Origin of the sequence: Aureispira sp. CCB-E, from assembly GCF_031326345.1 — a bacterium.
Taxonomy (GTDB): domain Bacteria; phylum Bacteroidota; class Bacteroidia; order Chitinophagales; family Saprospiraceae; genus Aureispira.
This window is the reverse complement of the sequence record NZ_CP133671.1, coordinates 6,546,208-6,570,515: the sequence shown is the minus strand read 5'-3', so window position 1 is coordinate 6,570,515 and position 24,308 is coordinate 6,546,208. Positions and strand designations below refer to the sequence as shown.

Genomic DNA, 24,308 nt, shown 5'->3' with positions numbered 1-24,308 from the left:
GAAATGGTTTTTGATTATTTGCCAGAAGAAGAAAAGGTTTATTGGTTGAATTATCTTGTTAGAATGGAGGTGTTTCATGAAAATATGGCACGTCGGGCAGAAACGGTAGACGATTCAACAGGCATGCACCCTAGACGTTGTGCCTTGCTAAAAGAAGCAAACTTGTTCTACAGGGATTTCTATGCAACAGCTAAATCAGCTTTGTCCCCCTTGGTGTCTAAAGATGCCATGCTTGATGCCAAGGTATTGGATTTTGATTATAAGGGCATAGGAACATTTTCGTTCAACTATTTAATTCGAGATTGGGCAGTCAAGCCAGCCTATCAAGAAGAAGTTATTACAAAATCAATCGTACAAAAATTAGTAGACTTAGAGCTGGATTGCTCAGCTGCCACCGCTCTTTTTTTAGGATGTGGCACAGGAAAATATGCTGTCAATCTTGCGCCTAATTATAAACAAGTAGAAGCTTTTGATGCTTCAGTCTTGATGATTTGGTGTATCGAGCGTTTGCAACAATTAAAAACATGGGAGGTACTCCGAAAAGTAGAACGTAACTGTCGAAAAATTGAAGATACGGTAGAGCGAGTTCGTCTAGAAATGACAACCAGCGAGTTGGATACGATAGCATCAAAAGTACACTTTTTTGTAGCCGATGCCCTTAAACTTCCTTTTAAACCCAATACCATCCAGCACATCCATTCTATTTATTTTACGGATGTACTGCCTTTGCATCAACTCTATGATCGAATCATTGATTATTTGTTGGTAGAGGAGGGGGTATTTATTCATTTTGGACCTCTAGAGTATTTTTTTAATAACTCTCAAGAAATGTTGACAGCAGAGGAAGTGCGTTTGTTTTTTGCTCAAAAAGGCTATCGTATTTTATGCGATGAATTTTTAGAGACCAAGCACTTATTTAATCCCAATAGTATGCGCCATCGAGTGTATGAAAATTGGTTTTTTATTGCTCAAAAACCTGTTGCATCTAAGACAGCTGCTCTAAATGTAGATAGTTGTTTGTCTTTAAATTCTTCTATTAATTTACAAAAAACAGCTGTCCTAAATCAAGGTGTTCCAATTGAGTATGAATATAGTATTGCATTAGATGAAGCTGCCTATCAATTGCCAGAGGTTGTCTATGAAATGCTGTTACATTGCAATGGCAGCACTAGTATTAATAGGATACTTGAGGTTTTGGAATTACAAGACATTGCCAAAGAAGAACAGCGCCAATTGCTATTTATTTTGCAAGAATTATTGGATGCCAAAATGATAAAAATTTAAAAAATCCACGATCCCACAGTAGCAGCATAGCTAAGTAGTTTAAATATTAATAGAAAAAAGAACAGTCATGAAAGATGAAACAACACGATTAGAAGAAGGGCAAGGGGCGTTTTGTGATATTATTAAAGGAGCATTGTACCAAGAAGACGAAAGTATTTTTGACCGACTGGATTTTTATAACGATACAATTTTTTTGGAGCCTATGTTATTTGGGTACTGCACTTCTAAAACAGTACCTTATAATCGAGAACAAATTTTGTTTGGATATTATGATAAGGAGAATCGCCCCTCTAATATTGAGGTATACACGAATAAAAGGGGCGTCGTTTACTTACCTCAATATGGTTACCTCAAGACAGTTTTTCCAAGTACCTTATTACAATTGAATTATGATGCTAAGGCAGAAGTTATATATTTGGAGCAAAACGGTCAGCATGTTGAATTTGAGTGGGAAGCGTTGCATTATTTAGATGTACTTCCTAATGTTGAAATTAGTACTTCTTTGGATGCTTATTCAGAGGGATTGATTGCAGCTTGGCCGAATGTAAGTCCAACAGCTATTCATAAAGTATTGCAAGAAGATAATATTTCTATAAAAACGTATCAACCTGCTTTGGAAGAAGCATTTAGAATTTTGAAAACTTATTTTCCTGAAGAATTTAAATTCTATACGACTACAACGCGGCGTATCCTTTTATTTTCGTCGCCAGAGCTTCGTAATTTTGCAACAAGAGAAGCACATGGCGTAATTTATCTCAACGTAAATGCACAAAGTACTGTAGCCTTTTTCTTAGAAGAACTTATTCACCAATGTTCGCATACGGTTTTTAATGCCATGACTTGCGATACACAAGCATTATTTTTAGTTGATTACAATCGTCCAGTAGGTGATTTTGTACCCAACTATGACCGCCGAACACTATACAGTGCCTTGCATGGTATTTATACAACAGGGCGTATTGTCGATTTGTTGTTGCAACTTCTCAAGCAAAAGCCTCCTTTTGATGTAGAGTTATTGTATGAATTGGAAGGGCGTATTGCTATTAACAAGAAACGACATAATATAGGTTTAGAACGTGTTCCATTGGATGAAGTATTTACGCCAAAAGGAAAAGCATTGTTTAATTATTATTATCAACAGTTGGATCATAATATAAAGGCAAATACGTCATTTTTTGATTATAACATGCAGACCCATCCTGTTGTTTTTAACTATCAAAAATTTAAAGCGGACAACCCTTTGGTCAAAGGTTGAGTGTATAATTGATCGGCTAAATCGAAGAAAAAGAGCTATTCATCTAAAATAAATGCCCCATCGTCTGTTTATCGTAACTTTGTATTAAACTAAGTGGTTAGAGAGCTGTCTAATTAATTAGAACAAAAGTGTGTCTGAACATCATTTTAAGTCCACCCAATTGATGTTAGAACACTATATTAGGAACACTTACTTACCAATACGATAAATTATGAAAGTTTTATGTACCCTACTTTTTGTCCTATCAACTAGTATTTTATTGTTGGCTCAGCCAGGAGGCAAAGATGGTCGATCAATGCCTAAAATCGCTAAAATTACAGGAACCGTATACGATTCTGTTAGCCGCAAACCACTAGAATTTGCTACGGTGTCTGTATTCAGGATACGAGACTCGGTTTTAGTTGGAGGAGTTATTACCGATGAAAAAGGAAAGTTTGAAATAGATAAATTACCCATTGGTAGACATCGAGTAACGATCAATTATATGGGCTATGAAACGTATACTATACAGCCTGTTGCCTTACCACCAAATGAGCCAATTGCGAGTCTAGGGAAAATTTATGTTAGCCCAACGGCGGCGACACTTGAAATTGCGGAGGTGACTGCCGATAAAGCTGTTTTTCAATTGGGTTTAGACAAAAAGGTGTTTAATGTTGACAAAACGAATCTAGGCGATAGTGAAAATGCTACCGAAATTCTAAGAAATACCCCTACTGTAGAAGTAGATTTTGATGGAGCTGTTAAAATTCGTGGCTCGGAAGTTCAAGTGTATATCAATGGAAAACCAACGGGGTTGACAGGCGATAGTCAAGCTGAAATTCTAGACCAATTGCCTGCTAATAGCGTCAAGAAAATAGAGCTAATTACAAGCCCATCTGCTAAGTATGATCCTGAAGGTGGTTCTGGAATTATTAATATTGTGTTGAAAAAAAACGTGTTGGAAGGATTCACAGGCTCTGCAAATGTATCGGTCGGGACTTCTACATGGAATCCTTTTAAGCGTTATCGAGGAGGTTTGAGCTTAAATTTTAGAAATAATAAGATCAATATTTTTTCTAATTTTAGTTATAACTATGGTGAAAATTTAAGCCGTGGATACAACTATCGCCGTACAACAGCGCCACAAGACACTTCTTTCTTGGAACAATATACCAATGGAACTCGCATTCGAAACGGTGGTATGGCTAGAATTGGTATGGACTATTATTTTGACGATTACAATACCTTAACAGTAGCTGCGCGCCTCCGCCCAAGTGGTGGTGGTAATAACAACCGCATTCAATACGATTTCTTCGATGACAATCAAGACAAAACACAAATTAACGAGCGTTTGAGCGATGGGGATCGGAATAGGTTTAGCATGACATACAATCTAATCTATGCCAAAGTTTTTAAACAGAAAAAAGACAAAAGTGGGGCAGGACCTCGCCGAGATAATTCTAAAGATTCAGGAGGTGGGCGTAGACATTGGCGTGGACATGGAGATGGTCGAGCGAGTGGTCGTTCGGGAACAATGGGGGACAAACAGGAGCTGGTTATTGATTTGCAATATTCCATGAATGATAATGCTAGTTACGAAACGTTTTCAGAGCAATTGTATACCCCCGACTGGTCGGAAATTAACAACACGCCTGATTCTCAACAAACGGCAAGTTACAATAAAATGCACCAAGGTACTGTGATGATTGATTATACGCATCCTCTAGGCAAGGAGATGAAGTTTGAAGCAGGGTACAAAGGGAATATTAGATGGATTGGCAATGATTTTAAATCAGAAACATTTGATTATACTCAAATGCAAATGATTCCTGATACAGGAAGAACCAACAACTTTCAATACCAAGAGCAAGTACACGCTGTGTATGTAACCTTTGCACATAAGATTGGTAAGTTTAATTACAAATTGGGTTTGAGAGGCGAATATACATTAGCCAATTCTAGATTGGTATTTCCTACCGATTCTACTTTTGTCAATAACTATCCTAGTATTTTTCCAACCGTTAATTTGTCTTATGCATTGGCTAAAAATCAACAAATACAGTTAGGGTTTAGTAGACGAATTCAACGTCCTTCTTCTTGGGCTTTAAATCCATTCCCAAGTTATAGTGATCCTTTGAATTTAAGATATGGAAACCCCTATTTGTTGCCTCAATATACCAATGCTGTAGAATTGAGTTATGTGAATTATTGGAAAGGAGGAAATACCATTATGTTAACCGCATTCTATAAATACAACACCGATCTAATGGAGCGTTTAAGAACCTTGCGTTCGGATGGAGTTTCTGTTGTCACACAATATAACTTTAGTACTAGCCATATGTGGGGAGGAGAGGTTGTGACACGATTTGCACCTTATAAGTGGTTCAATTTTGGAATTACAGGTTCGGTGTACCAAAATATACAAAACGGAACAAACATAGATGCTGCTTATACCTTGAATGCTATTGCAGGAAATGTTAATGCATATATGAATTTTGTGTTTAAGTTTGGTATGCGTATTTCTGCATATGCTTGGTATTCCATACCAACACGAGTTGCCCAAGGTTGGACAGGGGGATACACATGGAATTCGTTCTCTATTAGTCAAAAAGTATTAAAAGACAAGGGAACAGTGACATTGAGTGTTCAAAACCCTATCTTGGGTGGACGTTATCAATTTGAAACGGCCGATGGGAATACTTTTTATCAAGTAGGAAAAAGAGAATGGGAATCTCCTGTATTTGAATTGCGTTTTTCTTATCGTTTTGGTAAGGTTAATGTGCGTGATGGTCGCTCAAAAAATGCTGGTCGTTTGAACAGTAGTGGCGATGGTGGAAGCGAAGGCGGAAGTGGTGGTGGAATTGATTAGATGCTAGTCATTGATGGTTTGAAATGCTTCATTTTGAATGGTTACACATTCAGAATGAAGCATTTTTTAATTGAAATTGTTATTTAGAAGTTGTTTGTTTTGAAGAAGGCGTGGACGATGAATTGTCTTCAAAATAATCGGGACGCCAAGTTAGTCCACCAAAGATGATTTTTAGCCGATCTTTCCAAGAATGACATTTTTTAACATCATTCCAAATGTGTTTAAATTCAACAAAATTGATTACAATGGGGTTGTTACTATGGATGTTTTTGGTCAAACCATAAACGACTTTTTCATCTTCTCGTTGAAACGTACCAAATAGTTTATCCCAAACAATGAGTACCCCACCATAATTTTTATCAAGATATTGAGTATTAGAACCATGGTGTACTCGGTGAACAGATGGTGTATTAAAAATTTCGTCTAGCCAGCCTAATTTTCTTATCCGTTCGGTATGAATCCACGTTTGAAATTGTGCCACTAAAATAAGACTTACAATAGCCTGAAAAGGAGTAAAGCCAATTAAAATCATTGGAATTAAGAAAATCCATTCAAACAAACTTTCGATAATACTCAACCGCATTGAAACAGTTAAATTATAATCCTCTGAAGAATGGTGAACACTATGTACAGCCCATAAAATCCTGTGTTCATGTTCCATGCGATGCATCCAATAATAAGTAAAGTCTGCTACAAAAAAAGCAATCACCCAAGTTCCTGTATTCAGAGGAATATGAAAAGGCGTTATCCATGAAATTGGAACAAGGAAAAGAATTCCAAAGATACCTAAACCGATTCGTTCTGTCAGCAAACCTAAAAAGAAGATACTAATATTGGCAATGGAATCGCCCCATCTTCTTTGCCTAGACGTCCATAAATCCAAGGCTATTTCAAAGGCAACCAACCCAAGGTTAAACATAAAAAAATAGGCAACGTAACGCATGATACCTGCCGTATCAAATAAATAAGTTAATTGATCAAAGCTCATAAAATATTCTTTTAAATATTGGTAGCGAAAAAGTGACTTAGGGGGTGTTTTTTTGAGGCAAGAAATGCAAAAACCAGAAAAACCATAGTAAGTTGGCAAGATCCCATACGGAACCATCTCCTTGAAAATAAACAATGACTTTAGGCAATTCATAGATGCCTACAAAGCCTAAAAAACCTAAGTACCAATATTTGTCAAATGTGTATGTTGATTTATTCATACAGCAAAACTAGAGGAATAAAGACATACTTTTTTGTCCATTTTGGACAGTTTGGAAGAAACAATTATTTTGTTGAGCTTTATTGTTAAAAAAGGTTCTAGTTCATTACCAACAAGCTACTCGATAGGGATGTATATTTCAGTAATCAATTCGTTGATAGGTGTAGAAGGAAGGTCGTTGGGATAAAATTCAAGCGTAGGCGCATCTTTGAGTTCTAAACCAACATCAAACATCCAAAAGGCATATATTTTTTGATATGTTTCAGGGCAGGTTTCGTGAGATCCTTGATGAATGAATTTAGCATATTTTTGTTGAGAATGCCTTTTGGTTTGAAATAACCCATCGGGCTGAAAGTCTAAAGGACGATCTAAAAGAAGTGAGAGTCGATAACGGCAATGAATCGCATCACTGATAGCATCGTCGTCTAAGCATTCGCCCATAAAAATAGCTTGTTCTGAATATAAATTTTTTTGCTCTAGGTAGGTGAAAAAATGTTCCCACATTTGTTGTAATTCAGAAATGTTGTCATAAGCTCCTTTGTATTCTAGATATAAGGTTTCAAATTGCGGCAAATACTCGATTTTATAAGATAGTTGTTCTCTTTCGTTGTGGGAAGGAAATAGTGTTTTTCTCGTAATATCTTGAAGTGTTTGGCATCGGCTTCGAAAAGCAGAAGGCGTACAGCGGTATCTTTTTTTGAATGCTTTGCTAAATGCTGCAATATCTTCAAAGCCCACTTCAAAGGTGATGTCGGATATTTTAATAGAAGAATATTTGAGGTATTCTGCTGCTTTTTCGAGGCGAATTCGTTTGATGTATTTGCCAATTGTCTCGCCGTGAATTGCTTGAAAAATTCGATTGATATTTCGATAAGAATAGTGACAAATTTCTTCGATACGTTTGATGTTAATAGCCTCCTTAAAATGTTGGTCGAGATAAGCCATCAATTTTTTATAGTTGTCCAACTGTACTTTGTTCTGCATCTTTTTAGAGGTAAAACTATGCTAATTTAAAGGAAGAAATTTGTCTTTTTTGGACAAGTTGTTTTTCTTTTTAGGCATCACAATCCAAATTATAGTTGCTATTGGTTTGGCTAGCTGTTTGAATAATTCGTTCGTATGCTTCTTCCATTGACATTCCTTGCCCTTGGTTTTTCTCCATTAGGTAGTCAAATGTTGGTCCATTAGGATTGCCATACTTAGCCAAATCACGTTTTTGAAGCAGGGCAACTTCATCTTTGTTGGGCATCATATGTCGAGCATGAATTCTAGCTTCGTGTCGCAGGGTATAGGCTTTGAGGGCCCGTTCCTCTAATGAAATTCCTTGACTCAACCAATATTCATTTAGTTTGGGAATGGCTAATACTTGGAAATTATACCATGTACGAATATCACAATTATTATTAGGAGTATCAATACGAACAGTGGCAGGAGCAATGATTTTGTGCCCAAGCATCCAGTAAGTGCTACCCGAAGATAAGACAATTAAAAAAATGCTGTAAATGATTAATTGTACAATTGTTTTGCTGTTCATGTCTTGAGATGCTTTTTAATATCTTGTGCAACGTCTTTATCTTCAATTCTTTTTTGAATAAAAGAAGCTAGTTGCTGATTGTATTCCTTCCATATTGTTTCAAAATTCATAGATTTAGATTTATAAATAAAAAGTAATCGTGTAAAAAATTAGTTAAAAATTAGATGCGCTTTAATACCTTACAAAGGTTTTACCAAACCGATCATTTCTAATAAATGTCGCCCATAATTTACTTTTTTATAAAGCGCTGCATCTCTTTTCGCACGGCGACAAGCCCCAACTTGATCTTGGATAGGCTTTTCTAATTGCTGCAAATCATATTCTAAACGTTCGAGTTGCTGTAAACTAATTCGTTGCTCCTCAATTGTAATTTTAATCCTTTTTTCCTCTTCTTTACCTATTAATTGATGATAACGCCTGATATCTTCTATTAAATCTTGGTGCTTTTGCGTACAACGGTAAATGATATCTTGTGTTTTTTCAAAATAATTACTTTCCAATTCTGCCAACTCGATTTCCTGTTGTGTCAAAAGCTGCTCTAAAATTTGCAGATGATCATTGTACTTTTCTAAGTCTTGTTGACTAAGCTCATGGAGGCGTTTTTTTCGTTTTAATAGCAATATTTTTTGGCGCAATGTCTGTGCTGTTAAAGCGGGGAGGGTCGTTTGAGTTTCTATTTTTTGATGATAATAATCGTATAATTCTTCGTAGTGGGCTTTTTCTTCCTGTCGAAGTTGGCTTAATTTATGTTTTTCCTGTTTGACAAAAGTTGCAAAAGCATGGATTTTATTTTGGATGATGGTCTTATGATCTATACAATCTTTAATGTACTCTTTGGGGGTCTTGGCTTGTATTGTGGCAATTTTTTGTAAATAATTGGCAATACTTTTTTCATATTTCTCAGCTGTTTGAATTAAGTCATTAAAATATTGCATTTGCTTATTAAGAATGCTTTTGATGGTATCTTTTTTGTCGGCATATTTTCGGCTTCTATAAGTCAAATAATTAAAACCAAAATAAGCAATCGCCCCAATAAGCGCTGCGAAAAACCAAGGCATCATAATAGACAAGGCAGCTGCAATGACAAGAATTAACAAGAGAACAACAAAATTAAAGAAACGTTGTGATTGAACCTTCTTAGGGTCTTGACTATGAGTAAGCCCCATTGCTTGTTGCAACTCTTTTTTTTCTATTGGCTTTTTTATCTGAATTTTGGGCGCAGGGCTAATAGATCGAGTAGCAGGAATCACAAAGAGTTGATCCAAATTAAGATTTTTAGGCAGCTGTTGAAGGGCTATATTGGGAATGCTAATTTGCTCATCAGACAACGTTCGCTCCAAATTGTACGTTCTCAATACTCGAACCCATTCTTCTGCACTTGGTCGAGCAAAGGGGGTGTGGTGCCCATCTATAAAACAACGTTCAAACAGTTGCTGAATTTTTTGAGGCAACTTTTGGTATCGTTCATGTCGCTCAGGAATCGTTAATAGTTGAGGACGGATGAGAGGATTTTGGACAAATAAACCCTGTTCTATTTTTTGATAGAGCCCCGTGTATTGGTCGTAAGGAGGTTTGGCAGAAGCTGCATATGGGTGGATTCCCAATAGAAGTTTATAAAAAATAACAGCCATTCCAAAACGATCCCAAGGGTCTTCTTGGGTAGGATCGACCGCATTATTTTTTAAATAACTATCTGGCGGAGTATATTCAGGGGTTGCAACAGGGGCATCATAAATAGTTGTCCCATTTTCGACGACTTCTACAGAATCTAAATCCACCAACGCAACTTTCCCATCAGGGCTGACCATGATATTGTCAGGTTTCATGTCGACCAGAATATAACGCTCGGTATTGTGAAGGTATTGGATGCTAGATGCTATTTTATAACAAAGATCTAAGCGTCTTTTTAATTTGGTATCTACCTCAAAGTCAAATTTCTCCCAAGTTGCCAGATGTTTTTTAGGAATATTCGGTAGAGATAATAATTCTAATTTTTCACCAAGAACCTTGGGCATTAGAAAGCCGACAAATTGATTGTTGGCATCCAATAGCAATTCTTGTGGCCAGACTAACGTAATTGGACTATTTGCAGGGAATCGTTTTGGTGGATGTTGTTGTAGATAGCGTATTTTTTGATGCCTAAGTGTTGTTCTGCGTTTGGGATGATAAATTTTAGCAACCAAGTGTTGATAATTGCTAGGCGATAAAATGTTGTATAGATTTCCCTCGCCACCACCTGCTAGAGGTGTTTCGTGAAGTTGAATGGGAGTAGAGCTATTATTTTGAATCCAAACTTTCATGGGCAAAACAATTTTTAATCTTTGGTCTGTCGTATGGAATTTTAGAGCAAATGGAATGAGATGATAATCGTTGTTAATGAATGTAAGTTAAGGAATAAAGTTCTGAATGAAAACGATTTTTATAGGATCTCTAAAGGGTTTTCTTTGAGTTAGAATAAAATTTGTGATTTGAGCGAACTTTTTTTGCCCTTTTGTAGTTCTAATTATATATTTAGATAAATGTCTAAATATTGAAAATGTAACTACTGTTACAATAAAAATAAAACTTAAAAGTATGGTAAAAGACTTGATGTAAGATTAGTCCTACAGAAAGGTTGTTTTACAATTATCAACAAATTAATACTACAAACAATGAAACACCTAATAATTAGCACCCTTATTTTATTGATGACGACAAGCCTTTGGGCTCAGAATGATTGGGAAGGAACTTGGGAAGGAAATTTGAATGTTGGCATGCAAGAACTTCGCCTTGTTTTTCATATTAAAAAAGGAGAGAACAATACTTGGACTGCGTTAATGGATAGCCCTGATCAAATGGCTTATGACTTGAAAATGGATGATGTGGTTATTCAAAAAGATAAAACAATTAGCATGAGTTTGAAAGCAGCACAGGCAAAATTTGTCGGTGAGTTGAGCGATGATAAACAGCAAATAAATGGTGAATGGATACAAGGTCAATCGTTTCCTTTGGAATTGAAAAAAGGTAAAACGAAGCAATTAGCTCGTCCACAAGAACCTCAAGCCCCTTTTCCTTATTCGATTGAAGAGGTGCAATATGAAAATAAAAAAGCCAAAATTAAATTGGCAGGTACATTAACCATTCCTGAAGGAAATGGTAAACACCCTGCGGTGATTTTAATTTCTGGGTCAGGACCACAAGATCGAGATGAGACTATCTTAAAACACAAGCCATTTTGGGTTTTGGCAGATTATTGGACTAGAAATGGTTTTGCTGTTTTGCGTTTTGATGATAGAGGAGTCGGTAGTTCTGAAGGTGATTTTAGCAAAGCAACTAGTGCGGATTTTGCAACAGATGTGGAGGCTGGATTTAATTTTTTGAAAAAACATGATCGCATTGATGCGAAAAAAATAGGCTTGGTAGGACATAGTGAGGGAGGAATGATTGCACCGATGGTTGCCAGTAAAAACAAAGGTGTTGCTTTTATTGTCTTATTGGCAGGTCCTGGAGTTCCTGGCAATGAATTGTTGATAAGACAAAGCCATGATATTATGAAACAACAAGGCTTGAGTGACGAAGCGATAGAGGGAACACAAAAGGTAACTCGCAAAATTTACGAAGCAATTATACAAGACAAAAAAGATGAATTAGGAGTTGGAGATATTGTAAAAATGGTGCGAGGAGATGTAGAGCTGTTGGATGAAGAAACTCGAAAGGCTGTCGGGCTTAGTGAGGGAGCTTTGAGGCAAACCGTTTCAACAGTACATAGCCCATGGATGCGTTATTTTATTCGCTATCAGCCTCAAGCATATTTAAAAAAGGTAAAATGCCCCGTATTGGCAATCAATGGAGAAAAAGATTTGCAAGTTGCTGCTACTCCTAACTTAGAGGCTATCGAAGCAGCTTTGAAAATGGCCAAGAATCAACAGGTAAAAACCGTTGCCATACCTAATTTAAATCACCTCTTTCAAACAGCCGAAACAGGCGCAGTAGACGAATATGTTAAGATTGAAGAAACCTTTTCACCTGTTGCGATGGAGTTGGTTTTAGATTGGATGAAAAAGCAATAGGTACAATAGTTTGGATTGCTCAAGCTAATCGCTGACTACTAAGATAAAATAAAAATGGGATGTCGAACAATTTGTTGTGACATCCCATTTTTGTATTATGGATTCCAATCAAAATAAGTAGGCGCAGAATTATTTTGAGTTAAAAAATCAATAGTATAGGTATTGGCAGTTCCTGTTGGAGGGGGAACGCCAGGAGGTAGATTGACCAAGTATTTTCTTAGTTGATAAGGATTAGCCGTAACACTACCTCTATTCGTCTCTTTATAATAATTTTCAGCATTATTTAAGGTTGTACTTTGTGTAGTTATACGGTTGGTACTTCCTTGGTAACTATAAGCAGCAACTGAATAAGCCGTATAGTTATTTTCGCTCCCATTGGTAATCAGACCAATCGTTGCATTATCACTCGCTTCATTATAGGTAATACTATGATAATAAGGATAGGATTGACTGCTATAAGAAGACGAAGAAGGTGAATAAACACCATCTTCTGTAGCAAATTGTTTGCCAAGACTGCTATTGCTAAAATTAACACCAACACCATGATAATACTTTCTTAAAGACGAAGTGGGGGTAAATGGACGTTGAAATCTATAAGTAAATAGAATATCCAGATTATCATTAATAGATAGAGCATCAACGGCTCGAAATGTTACATCAGAAGGAAAGGCATAACTAAAAGGATCACTACTAATGGCTAAGCTTGGACCATAAAATTCGATGGTATTATTTACCAAAATGACCAAAGTTGGGTTGCCATTGTTTTTGTGCCAAAAAATATCAGAAACGTTGTTGTACTGACTTAAAACAGCAATTTGTGCTCCTACTGTATCAATAATAACAGGCGTTTTATTAGCATTTAAATAGGCAATTTTATCGTGTTTAGGACTAAGAGCTATATGTGTTTTAGAACTAGTAGGAGAACTAGTTAATTTTTTTCGCTCAGATAGTATTTCGTTAACTAAGTAAATATCGTTGCGATGAATATAAGCCAAGTCCTTTTTCAATTCAACAGAATTGGTTGCTGAATTGCCAGCAACTCCATAGATTGGATCGTATTTGGTACAACTACCAATACCTAGCAACAAAACGATTGCCAAGCAACTTAAATATAGATGTTTCATAATAGAATAGATTTAATCAGGATAAGAGTTAGATTAGGTTTAAATGGACAATATATTTTTAGCCTCAAATAATACTCCAAATTATTGGCACATCTAAAAGAGTAGCGCACCAACTCCAATATGTATCCCAAAAAGGTAACGATCTTGAATGCTGCGGATGGTTTCTAATTGATAAACATGGATTTCTTGATTATTGCCACTTATATTAAAAGGAGTGGGCAATGGACCTCCAGGATTTCCAACAAAAATGTATTGAGGGAAAATAGTAGTTTCAATTCCAACTCGAAAGGTTATTCGGTCGGCAATAACAGTTCGATAGCCCCAACTAGCTGCAACACCCAACATAAACGTGGAAGTTTCGTGCGTCAATGCAGCTACTTGATCTGGATAAGGTCGATTATCGGCTCTATTGTCAGCATATTCTACGCGTTGATCTCTCAAGTTGCCATTTACAAATACAAAACGCAATCCAAAGTCCCAATAAAAACCTAGAGGGGCAAGATTGGCAGTGGCTCTTCCATATAAATTAATACCCAAGTTAATGTCATGAGCATGGAGTTGATAAAATAGATTGTGAATATCTCTGCTTGACTGAAATAGGCTAGGAGTAGAGGTCGTAACATTCAAACCAGATACTTGATAGTTGTAGGCTAGTTTGAGACTTTGTTTTCTTCCAACTACATATTGTAAACCTATATTATAACGATCTTTTAAGGTAAAATGTCCCGTATGAGCATCAAACGGAAATGATTTTGGTCCTTTGTTTTGAGCTGTAGGGTAACCCAGGTTAAAAAAGAAAGAACCACCTAGTTCTATAAAAAAACGTTTCCCTTGATAGCCAGGAACTTGGGCTTGCATAGACGTAGACTGTGCTAAGCAAGAAAGGGTAATTACAAAAATTAAAAAATACTTCATGGTTTTATAATTGTATGATGGTGCTAAGAGCAATATTTAAAATTTAGAAAATGAGGTTAATAACCTGCTTTGGGTTTAGATTTTATTTGAAACAGCGCATCAAATAAATGTGCATTTAATTGCGTTTTGGTATCTTTTCTTTTGTAATAATCTTCTTTTATAACACTATAGCGTCCCGTTGTCAAATCAAAAACGACAGACCAATAAATCCAATGTGTTTTGCGGCGTTGAAGGGATGCAATTCCAGTAAATAGAAGGTACTTAACACCATATTTTTTGACAATAGCATCTGTTGCGCTTTGATTAAAGCCTTTCATGAGTAGACTTCCGCCAAAACGATTTTGTTGCGACATCCATTCAGACAAAACACGAAGTTCGTTAAACGCTTCAGCATCGGTATTGGATAAGTTAGCTGTGTTGAGTAACGTAACATCCAATTTAGCAAGTTGGGCATTTTTGAGTAGTAAATCTGTCAGCAGGGCTTGATTCTTCTCTGAAGTCAAATGATCGACTTTAGTTTTTCTACCATCTATGATCTTAACATAGTAAGGAGCATATACCAAAACGGAATCAATTCCAAGTGCAACGGCATTGCGTTTTTTGCGTCGACGCATTTCAGCTCTACCTTCATGACTATTGTAGTATTCTGTGCGATTGTTTCGTTCCTTTTTTTCAAGTTGTCCCTTAGAAAATAAGTCGATGAATTCTTCGGACTCTAATATATCTCTAAAAGCATATATTTCGTAATCTTTCTCCTCAACCTCATCCTCTGTAATAACTTCTTGTTGCTTTTTTTGTTTTTTGATCTTGTCGTATTTGGACAGTTTCTTATTAGAAGTAGAATTGTTATTAGCTTTGTCAATACTATCTTGCTGTTGTTTTGCTAATTCTGCCACTTCAACCTCAACGATACTTTGCGTCGAAAACTCAGAGCGTTTGTCATAGTGGTAAGCCAACTCCAAGAATAAGTCTTCTTTGATGTGGTTGAGCTCACTATCATTAGGATGTTCTGCTGTCAAGTCCCAAATATAACGGAGTGCAAATACCGTTAATTCATTTGGTTTTAGTTGAGATAAGAAATAGTATACCTGCTGAGAAGGACCCTCTATTTTCTTGTAAGCACTCTTGCTCATGTATTCAGAATCTATGCCCTCATTGCTATAAGAAATAGAATAGGTTTTTACGCCCTTTATTTCATTTTGAAATTTTGTAAAGCCGTAAAGTGACTTAGCAATTATTTTCTTTAAAAAGAAGCTGTTAGGATATTTTTGCATCAAAATATAGCAAGCATAGATCGCATCTTGGTATCTAAAGGCATGCAAATAGTAATAAGCCAATTCAAAACGAGCAATGTCTCTAATTTTTAAAAATGCTTCTTGATTGTTAACAATAAAAGATTGGCGATTGGCAAAGCTGTTTTTAGCAACAATATCGGCACAGGCTGCCCTTCTTTTATCAATACTAGGATGTGTGCTTTTCGATTCATCTTCCTCGTATTCGCCATTAATTTCACTAATTTCTTCTTCTGGCAAAAAATAATCTTCTGGAAATTCAATGAATTCATTCTCAAAGAATTCTTTTTTAAAAGTTAAGATGTCAAAAGGTAGGTAGGAGTATTGTAGAACATCAAAAACGCCATCTAAATCATCTAAACTATATTGACTAGCTAAGTACAAGTCTAACCCTTCTTTGTCTGCGGCAGTTTCTAGTTCTTTGGAATAGTAATTAGTAGCGACCATTTTATCGTCAAAAGAAGTGTTTTCAAGCAAATCAGATCGACTAGAGTAACGGTTGATTTTTTGAGCTTCCATATACATATCTAACGCATGACCATGACGGACATGGGAGATTTCATGAGCTAAAATAAAAGCCAACTGAGCTTCATTTTCCAATTGTGCCAACAGTCCGATGTTGACAAAAATAATTCCTTGATTGGTAGCAAATGCATTTACAGCTGACGAACGAACAGCGTAGAAGCGTACCTTTTTACGGAGTTCTGGATCATTTTTTAAGAGTTCATCAGCAACTTGGTTGATATACTGAGTAATTGGGTCGTTGAACAAAACTTTGGCACTTTGTAACAAATCATCAACAACAAAATTACTTTCTAAATAAAATTGTTTCTCATCTTTTTGATCTGATTTTTTAGCCTCTTGGTTTACTTTTTCCAACTCCTTCTTGTACTTTTCTGACGATGGAGTTAAAAATTCTTGAGGAATCGTACCTGTGCTTTTTAACAATTCATAATTGTCAAAATCAACATTTTGAGCCAATAGGCAAGCGCAGAAACAAAGACTTAACAGTAGGGAAATTGTGTACTTTAACATGAATTTTTTAGTTCTAGTGATTTGAATAGATTAGTGTTTAAGGGAGAGGAATGTAGTTTATGGCATTATCTCAACTTAAAACGATAATTGACCTTTATACGCTTGAGAAAGATACTTTCAAAAACGATAGGTTTTAACATTTGATTATAAGCTCCTATTTTATATAGGAATGTTTATGGGTGTCCCAATATCAAAATTTATACAATGTGTTTTTGATAAAAGAAAATCGTTGACGCATTATTTACTTCTTTAGTATTTGTTAATAGACTATTGTGGTCTACTTGAAGTTAAAATCAATTGAATTTTGACCCTATATTCGGTGTTCAAAGATACTACTTTGCTATCTTAATAGCAAATGTTTGGTCTTTGGGATATGAGGAGTTTAAAGGTGTGCCAATCAGGAAATCGTCAGATTTCTGGTCAAGGGATTAATTAAGAGGCGTTTTTTAGTTAAAGATAAAGGTAAATGTTAGATTTGTACCAATCGGTCGTTCTAAGGTAGATTGATTGTAGGAGATTTGAAAGAAGCACTAGTTTACTTTTATAAATATTGTAAAGGTCTTCTTCGACAAATTTTAATAAATAGCGTTTATGAAAACTGCTGAATAGTTTGCATAACCTTACCCATTTTTGCTTTTGGTATGTTGTACAGCGTTCATATAACGCATGGTAACTGTACTACCTAAATGCTCGTTAGCTTACTTTTAAAACATTATTTCGATAGAAAGTTGCATAAGATTAGCCGCACCGCTAAGTAGTATTAAAAAGAGACGTATCAAAAATTTATCAACAAAAGCTCAGAAAGTAACCTTAAACAACTGATTAAAAAGACCACCATAAAGATTATTTAGAGGAGCAGACTTTTGTGCATCTTGAATTGTGTTTTTGAATCCAACTTTTAGCCTCCTATAGTCTGTATAACTTTCTATTATGAAAAAAATTTTACTAGTCGTTTTTATTGCGCCACTTATTTTCTTGTTATTTAGTAGAGAACAGTATAAGGCACCTTATCAGCCAGATACGTTCTATTTAGGCGGTATTCAAATTAATGAAGCAAATAATGAGGACTGGGTTAAGATGTTGCAAGATGCAAACATGAATACTGTTGAGGTAACCATATATGCTAAACAAGGAGAGTGGGACAGTGATTCTTTGAGTTTTGATGATGAAAATCAAGGGGTATTATCTGAAATAAGAGCAGCCAAAGCAGCAGGTTTACATGTTATTTTGATTCTTCGAGTATCCTTAGATCACGCCTTTGTTCGCAATCGTTTTATGTGGCACGGTATGGTATTGCCCAAGAACGATAGTTTGTTGGTCAATTGGTTTGGTCGATATCAAGCTTTTGCCAAGAAGTGGGCTACTATTGCTGCCCAAGAAGGAGTCGATGTGTTTTGTATTGGCAGCGAAATGAATGCTTTAGTTTCCACGTTTGAAGTGAACTCAATGCCTTCTTTGTATGCCTATTATAATAGTGTGCCTGCTCAAAGAAAATTTGAACAGCGAGCTTTGAAGTATAAAAAGCAACTCAAGGAAGAAGATTTGTGGGTAAGAGGTTATGATAATTATAAAAATTTAAGAGCCTATATAGACGACCGCATCAAATACAATCATACATGGGGGCAGCAAGCGACTTTTGCAGGAAAAAGAAACCGATTGGCTTTGATGAATCAAAGGAGAAAACAAGCTCTTTATCAGTGGAAGAAGCTAATCAAAGAAGTCCGAACAATTTATAAAGGAAAGCTAACTTATGCGGCTAATTTTGATAATTACCATGAAGTTGCTTTTTGGGATGACTTAGACTTTATAGGAATCAATGCTTACTTCGCGCTTAGAAATGCCAATCAAACAATTGTGAGTCCTCAAAAGATGCAAAAAACGTTAAAAAGAGGTTGGGAAAATGTATTTGATCAAGTTGATGCTTTTCGTGCCCAGCATGATTTAAAAGATAAACCGATGCTTTTTACAGAACTAGGATATATCAACCGCAAAAATACGACTATAGAACCTTGGACAGGTTTTGGTTTTTCAATAGTCGGCTCTAATCAGAATGAGCGTCTTATTGTTTGGGATAGGGAAGAAGCAGATTGGGAAGAACGAAAATTTGCGATTGATGCTTTGTATGAGGTGGTTAAAGAGCAGCGAATTAACTTAGAAGGAATTTTATACTGGAAACTAACAACACATGATTATCACTTGCCCTACGAGCCATTTGCTTTGCACTTGACACCTGAGGCGAAGGATTCATTGCAAACAAGTTTGGGATTATTTTCTAAGTTGGACGACTAAATTTCATTTATAGAAGTTATAATACCTAATAAAAAAAAGCTTTCTACAATGTAGAAAGCTTTTTTTATCTATTTTTTATAATCAACTTAGTTCTTTTTTAGAACATCAGGATATTTTTTTGCTTGTGCATTGGCATTAATCCAAGGCGGAATTGTATGTCCAGAGCCACCGATATAAGCAACTTCACCTCCTTCGCTTACCGTAAATTTCCATTCATGGAATTTTTGACATTGGTTCACACAGTTACCAAATTTAACACTGTAGACAATTTCCCACCCGTCATTCGTACGAGCAATATTGATATCATTGCCATCTCCATAAGGTAAAATTTCTTCAATAGAACCAACCCCTTCGCTTGTAAAGAACTTCATCATTAAAGCAGGCATATTTAATGGTTCTCTAGATTGAAGAACTAAACCTGCTCGTTCTTCGTCAAGATAAACCATGCGAGTCATTACTAAATTGTATTCTCGAATGAGGTTATTGATAGAAACACTTCCTGTGGTATCTTGGCGTTGTTTTAGTGGTTCCACCCAAGGAGCATCGTGTTCAAAGACCAAAATGATACTTTCTACATTAGGAATAGGAAATGAACGAACGTTGTACTTGGTTGAAATGGTATCAATCGCACCATAATCAGAAGTACGAACCGCTACCAAAGCATTGTAGATAGCTTGCACCAACTCCTCTGGCACACGTATCGTTTGTTTTGAAATACGTTGTTCTTTGTTGATTAGACGAAGAGCCAAACGGGCAGCGTCTTTTTTATAAATGACTTTTAAATATTTAGGTAGTAGATTATCGTTTACAAAAAACTCAGGCAAGTTTTTTAAGATTGTCAATTCTCCCCCTTTGCCTTTTTTACCACGTTTACCTCGCTTTCCACGCTGAGCATCAGCGTCATCGGCAGAAAACATAATAACAAGGGCAATTAGAGCTAAACATTTAGTGAATCTGAGTACAGTTCTTACAACCATAAAATTTTAGTTTTTAGTCAAATTACAGAATTTGTAAGATAAGATAATGCTTTGTAAAGATAATTATTTGATTTTTATTATCAAAAAAAATAAAACTTTAAATAAGCAAATGCAATCTAACCTTATTTAGTCAAAAAAAGAAGAAGTTTGATACAAAAGTGACAAGAATACAAAGACAAGACTTTTCTTCTTTTGAGGTAATTAAATGTAGAAGCATTATAAAAGATATATCTATTGTACGTAGTATTTGTCAATTTGTTGCTGCAACTTCAGCGCTTTATCTTTGTGAGCATGTGGTGTTTGGGAATTCAGAATGTTGTTCAATTCTGCTTTTGCTTGCTCTACACTATCCTCTTTAATCAAAGTTAGTACCAAATACCACTCTGCATCTTGTTTAATACGCTTTTTTTCTGTTTTTATTATGGTTGTTAGTAATTTTTTTGCCTCAAGTGGTTTGTTATCAGCTAAATAAGCTTTGGCTAAATAAAGCTCAATTTTTGATTTATTTTTGATGAATGCATTAGAGGCTAGATAACTTTCAAATAAGTTAATTGCTTCCGAGTATTTTTTTCCATTATAGGAAATAATAGCTTTGGAACGGATACGGGCACTTTTTTCTGCTTCAAGTTCTTTTGAATTCAATTTGTCCTGTGTTTCATCAAAGCCACGTTGATTCTTGAAATCTGAAATTTTTTCAGTTGTAAAGTTAGCAGCAAAAATTTCTTCTGCACTCATTCCTTGGCTCAAGAATTGATACCCTAGAGGCAAAAAAGATAACAAAAGAATAGTTGCAACGGCGTATTTGGATAAATTAGTCATTTTTCAAATCTTTCTGGATATACATGGAGTGTTTGATTCCCAATAGTTTAATTTAAGTGATTGTTCAAGGAAAAGTAATAATAAGCATGTAGTAGCATTGCAAATAATAGTACTCTTTTCCTTCGATTAGCACTAAAAATAAGATTATTTTTTATCTATGTTTTTTATGAACAGATAGTTATCTTGAAATTTTTTATTTCAAGTTTCAAGCAGGTTTAAAAATAGGTTTCTTTGCTAAATAGAGCAGAAAGTACGCTGCTGTATTTGATTGGTCTAGTTCAAGTTCTCTGTACGTGGTTGTAAGAATAATCATTTCATTTGCTAATCTCAATAACATTTTGATATCGTTTCTGAGAGTGCTTGTACAAAATTATACTTCTTTCTGCTTAATGTGTTGGGAATATATTGTAATGCAAGAGTTTGATTAACAGTGTGTAAGTGCGTTTCGTTTCTTGCTTTTGTTTATGGAGGAAACAATCGTATTGTTACCCTCATTTTGATAATCCATTAGATTTTTACTCTTAGGGTTTTTGGGTGTTTAAAAAAGTAATTAATTGATTTTTTGATGTTGATTGTTATGAGTAAATGAAAATTCTACTGAATTATGTATTTGTGTTTTAGTATTTTTAGTTTTACATAAGTAATCGTCCATAAAAAATTCTATAAACCACGAAGTCGCACTGTTTGGCTATGCCTTTGGTACACTGTACCAAGCTCTCGCAGGTTGATAATGATTATATATGATAATTTAGCTTCATTTGTTTTTTGTTAAAAAATGAAAACTTTATTGGCAATTGATTTTGCTTATAATTACGATTACTACAAAAGTAATAAAAAAAAAGAGAGCAAGTGGTTTCATTTTTGCCATGAAACGGCTCATTTGTGCCAAGTCCTTCAAATTAACAGTGTTTTAGACTTGCGTATTTTATCTATAAAAACAATAAATATTTAAAAAATGCAAAAGAACTAAAAGAAGACTTCTAATCTATCGGTTTTTTCATTTCTGTTTATGCTGTAATTATAAAATCCTTTGTTACTTTTGGTGTATAATACAGCATCAAAATTTTTATTTTTTTACTACTGAGATAGTTCATCCGAATTAGAAAACTAAACAATTGTTTAAATAATTCCATTGGTCTACTTAAACTATATTAATATTGCTTTGGGAGTGCTATGCAGCTGATAACCCATATGCTGTTTTTTATATGATATTTGAGTGTTGGGTATTAGAGGGATATAAGACGATTCTTTGGTTGATTAAAACCACCATTGGACAGGGGGGAGAGTTGTATGTTTTATAGGCATGAGTTAGTATGGATAGATATTGGTTGCTGTTATGGACTTTTTAAATGCTATGAAGTTGGTAATCATCTTTTTAATACTTTGAATAGCAGAGGCACAATGTGCTGCTGCTCAATTTGATATAATTTATTCTGGATGATTGTTTAAATAAAGTTGTTAAAGTTATTACACAAATAAGCTTTTACCCCTTTATTTAGGAATCTAGAAATCAACTAAATGATTGAAAAACGATACATTTATGTTTAACAAAAAAGATATTCCTTTTATACATAGAGACATTAGCTGGCTTTCATTTAATTATAGGGTACTCCAAGAAGCAAAAGACCCGTCTGTACCATTGTTTGAACGAATTAAATTCTTAGGTATCTATTCTTCCAACTTAGATGAGTTTTTTAGAGTGCGCGTTGCTTCTATCAAAGCTTTGATTCGTTTGGGAAAAAAGACCAAGAGTCAAATGGATTTTTCCCCAGAGTTGATTTTGAAGCGAATTCGCCAAATTGTGACAGAGCAGCAACTGGAGTTTGATTCGATCTACAAAGAGCAAATCTTACCAGAACTAGCTAAACACAGTATTTATATACTTCGCCCTAAAAATTTAAAATCTTATCATAATTTATTTTTAGATCGATTTTTTGAAGAAAAATTAATACAACATCTACAACCCATATTGTTGGTAAAAAATAAGATTAAAACTTTTTTGCCTAGTAATGCCATATATCTAGCAGTTCGGTTAAAAACAGCAGGTCATATCAATCGATATGCTGTTGTGAGAATACCTTCTGAAAAGTTTCCACGATTTATAGAACTGCCTAGCCGCAACGCAGAACGAAAAGAGCTTATTATCTTAGACGATGTGGTACGATATTGTTTGCCTCGTTTGTTTCCAGGGTATCATATTCGGGATGCCTATTCTATCAAAATGACGAGAGATGCTGATATTTACATAGAAGACGAATATACTGGAAACTTAATTGAGAAAATTAGAAAGGGAATTGCAAAGAGGACGATAGGGCGAGGGACTCGTTTTGTATATGACAGAAGGATGTCGAATAGGACATTGAATTTCTTGACGGCAGCTTTGCAAGTGAAAGAAGGTGATTTGCAACCAGAAGGTCGATATCATAACAATTATGATTTTTTCAAGTTTCCGAACTTTGGGATTCGAGAATTACAAGATATTCCTTTGCCTCCACTTAATCATGTGGATTTGCACAACCAACCCAAGCTGTTTCCAGTTATAGAGAAAAAGGATCATTTGTTGCATTTTCCATATCAAAAATACGAATATGTTATTCGTTTGTTGGAGCAAGCAGCTTTGGACCCAGAGGTGACCGACATTAAAATTGCACAATATCGAGTTGCTAAGGACTCAAGAATTGTTGCTGCTTTGCGTTTTGCTATTCAAGAAGGTAAAAACGTAATGGTCTTTATGGAAGTAAAGGCTCGTTTTGACGAAGAAGCCAATCTGTACTGGGCAGAACGGCTAGAAACTTGGGGAGCAAAAGTAATTTATAGTATTCCTGAGCTCAAGGTTCATGCGAAGCTGTTGCTGATTACTAGAAAATCTAAGCATTACGCTTATATGGGGACGGGAAACTTTAACGAAGATACGGCTAGAATTTATAGTGATTTCGGTTTTATGACGGCTGATAAACGATTGACAAAGGAAGTAGAGCAGGTTTTTGATTTTTTGGAGTACAAAAAACGTCCAGAAAAGCCGTTTAAACATCTGTTGGTTGGGCAGTTTAGAATGCGACGAAATATATACCAGTTAATTGAACAAGAAATAGAACACGCCAAGGCTGGTAGAAAGGCTGCAATTACTTTGAAGTTGAATAGTATTCAAGATTCTAGAATGATTGCTCGTTTGTATGAGGCTAGCAATGCAGGGGTGAAAATTAAGATGATTATTAGAGGGGTTTGTAGTGTGGTTCCCAATCAAAGTGGTTTTAGTGAGAATATAAAAATTATTAGTATCGTTGATCGTTTTCTGGAGCATACTAGAATTTATCGTTTTCATAATAATGGAGATGAAAAAATATACCTTTCATCTGCCGATTGGATGACACGTAATTTATTCTATAGAATTGAATGTGCGTTCCCGATTTATGCCAAAGATTTGCAAAAAGAAATCAAGGATTTTTTGAACATACAATTCAAAGACAATGTCAAGGCTCGGATTATAGACGCTAAGCAAAAGAATGAGTATAAGCACAACGATTCTTCTCCAAGGAGATCACAACATCAGATGTATGTGTATTATCAAGATAAATTATTACGAAAAACAGATAAATAGAAAGCAGTAATTGTCTAAATTTGTGCGGTTTTGGGGTATGAAAAATGACAAGACTACAATTTTGACACTGTGAAGAGCAGCA

17 protein-coding genes are annotated in these 24,308 nt (G+C 35.3%); 7 read left to right on the top strand and 10 right to left on the bottom strand.

Features of this window, described 5'->3' with window-relative positions:
- The first annotated feature begins 3 nt into the window (after positions 1 to 3).
- The 3 genes from QP953_RS25440 to QP953_RS25430 all read left to right on the top strand — a co-directional run bounded on the left by QP953_RS25440 (position 4) and on the right by QP953_RS25430 (position 5,387).
- A complete protein-coding gene (locus QP953_RS25440; RefSeq protein WP_309553331.1) occupies positions 4 to 1,284 on the top strand; it encodes a hypothetical protein in 1,281 nt (426 codons plus the stop codon).
- Positions 1,285 to 1,351: 67 nt separating this feature from the next.
- Complete coding sequence (locus QP953_RS25435) at positions 1,352 to 2,539, top strand: hypothetical protein (protein WP_309553330.1); 1,188 nt, start codon at positions 1,352 to 1,354, stop codon at positions 2,537 to 2,539.
- Between the two features lie 211 nt (positions 2,540 to 2,750).
- A complete protein-coding gene (locus tag QP953_RS25430; protein ID WP_309553329.1) occupies positions 2,751 to 5,387 on the top strand; it encodes a TonB-dependent receptor domain-containing protein in 2,637 nt (878 codons plus the stop codon).
- Between the two features lie 79 nt (positions 5,388 to 5,466).
- Here the strand turns inward: QP953_RS25430 and QP953_RS25425 are convergent, their stop codons facing one another.
- The 5 genes from QP953_RS25425 to QP953_RS25405 all read right to left on the bottom strand — a co-directional run bounded on the left by QP953_RS25425 (position 5,467) and on the right by QP953_RS25405 (position 10,428).
- The gene (locus tag QP953_RS25425; RefSeq protein WP_052597754.1) at positions 5,467 to 6,375 is read right to left on the bottom strand and encodes a sterol desaturase family protein; all 909 of its coding nucleotides are present in this window, start codon (positions 6,373 to 6,375) and stop codon (positions 5,467 to 5,469) included.
- A gap of 37 nt (positions 6,376 to 6,412) precedes the next feature.
- The gene (locus QP953_RS25420) at positions 6,413 to 6,595 is read right to left on the bottom strand and encodes a hypothetical protein (RefSeq protein ID WP_052597753.1); all 183 of its coding nucleotides are present in this window, start codon (positions 6,593 to 6,595) and stop codon (positions 6,413 to 6,415) included.
- 116 nt (positions 6,596 to 6,711) lie between these two features.
- On the bottom strand, positions 6,712 to 7,578 hold the full coding sequence (locus QP953_RS25415) for an AraC family transcriptional regulator (RefSeq protein ID WP_309553328.1): 867 nt from the start codon (positions 7,576 to 7,578) through the stop codon (positions 6,712 to 6,714).
- Positions 7,579 to 7,648: 70 nt separating this feature from the next.
- Complete coding sequence (locus QP953_RS25410) at positions 7,649 to 8,128, bottom strand: hypothetical protein (protein ID WP_052597751.1); 480 nt, start codon at positions 8,126 to 8,128, stop codon at positions 7,649 to 7,651.
- A gap of 179 nt (positions 8,129 to 8,307) precedes the next feature.
- Positions 8,308 to 10,428, bottom strand: a complete 2,121-nt coding sequence (locus tag QP953_RS25405) for a protein kinase domain-containing protein (protein ID WP_309553327.1) — start codon at positions 10,426 to 10,428, stop codon at positions 8,308 to 8,310.
- Positions 10,429 to 10,779: 351 nt separating this feature from the next.
- Between QP953_RS25405 and QP953_RS25400 the strand changes: the two genes are divergently transcribed.
- Positions 10,780 to 12,177, top strand: coding sequence for an alpha/beta fold hydrolase (locus QP953_RS25400; RefSeq protein WP_309553326.1), 1,398 nt, complete (start codon positions 10,780 to 10,782; stop codon positions 12,175 to 12,177).
- A 95-nt stretch (positions 12,178 to 12,272) separates the two neighbouring features.
- Here the strand turns inward: QP953_RS25400 and QP953_RS25395 are convergent, their stop codons facing one another.
- The 3 genes from QP953_RS25395 to QP953_RS25385 form a co-directional block, all read right to left on the bottom strand.
- Positions 12,273 to 13,301: a hypothetical protein gene (locus tag QP953_RS25395; protein WP_052597746.1), complete on the bottom strand. Its 1,029-nt coding sequence runs from the start codon at positions 13,299 to 13,301 to the stop codon at positions 12,273 to 12,275.
- A 93-nt stretch (positions 13,302 to 13,394) separates the two neighbouring features.
- The gene (locus QP953_RS25390) at positions 13,395 to 14,216 is read right to left on the bottom strand and encodes a hypothetical protein (RefSeq protein ID WP_052597745.1); all 822 of its coding nucleotides are present in this window, start codon (positions 14,214 to 14,216) and stop codon (positions 13,395 to 13,397) included.
- Between the two features lie 56 nt (positions 14,217 to 14,272).
- Complete coding sequence (locus QP953_RS25385; RefSeq protein WP_052597744.1) at positions 14,273 to 16,543, bottom strand: M48 family metallopeptidase; 2,271 nt, start codon at positions 16,541 to 16,543, stop codon at positions 14,273 to 14,275.
- Between the two features lie 930 nt (positions 16,544 to 17,473).
- Here QP953_RS25385 and QP953_RS25380 point away from each other — a divergent pair.
- A complete protein-coding gene (locus tag QP953_RS25380; RefSeq protein WP_309553325.1) occupies positions 17,474 to 18,832 on the top strand; it encodes a glycoside hydrolase family 113 in 1,359 nt (452 codons plus the stop codon).
- Positions 18,833 to 18,918: 86 nt separating this feature from the next.
- Here the strand turns inward: QP953_RS25380 and QP953_RS25375 are convergent, their stop codons facing one another.
- Both QP953_RS25375 and QP953_RS25370 read right to left on the bottom strand, forming a co-directional pair.
- Positions 18,919 to 19,809: a hypothetical protein gene (locus QP953_RS25375; RefSeq protein WP_052597742.1), complete on the bottom strand. Its 891-nt coding sequence runs from the start codon at positions 19,807 to 19,809 to the stop codon at positions 18,919 to 18,921.
- A gap of 231 nt (positions 19,810 to 20,040) precedes the next feature.
- Positions 20,041 to 20,544: a hypothetical protein gene (locus QP953_RS25370; protein WP_309553324.1), complete on the bottom strand. Its 504-nt coding sequence runs from the start codon at positions 20,542 to 20,544 to the stop codon at positions 20,041 to 20,043.
- An 859-nt stretch (positions 20,545 to 21,403) separates the two neighbouring features.
- On the opposite strand from QP953_RS25370, the gene QP953_RS25365 reads away from it, so the two are divergent.
- The gene (locus tag QP953_RS25365; protein WP_309553323.1) at positions 21,404 to 21,580 is read left to right on the top strand and encodes a hypothetical protein; all 177 of its coding nucleotides are present in this window, start codon (positions 21,404 to 21,406) and stop codon (positions 21,578 to 21,580) included.
- A gap of 588 nt (positions 21,581 to 22,168) precedes the next feature.
- Positions 22,169 to 24,226: a polyphosphate kinase 1 gene (gene ppk1, locus QP953_RS25360; protein ID WP_052597740.1), complete on the top strand. Its 2,058-nt coding sequence runs from the start codon at positions 22,169 to 22,171 to the stop codon at positions 24,224 to 24,226.
- Positions 24,227 to 24,308: the final 82 nt, after the last annotated feature.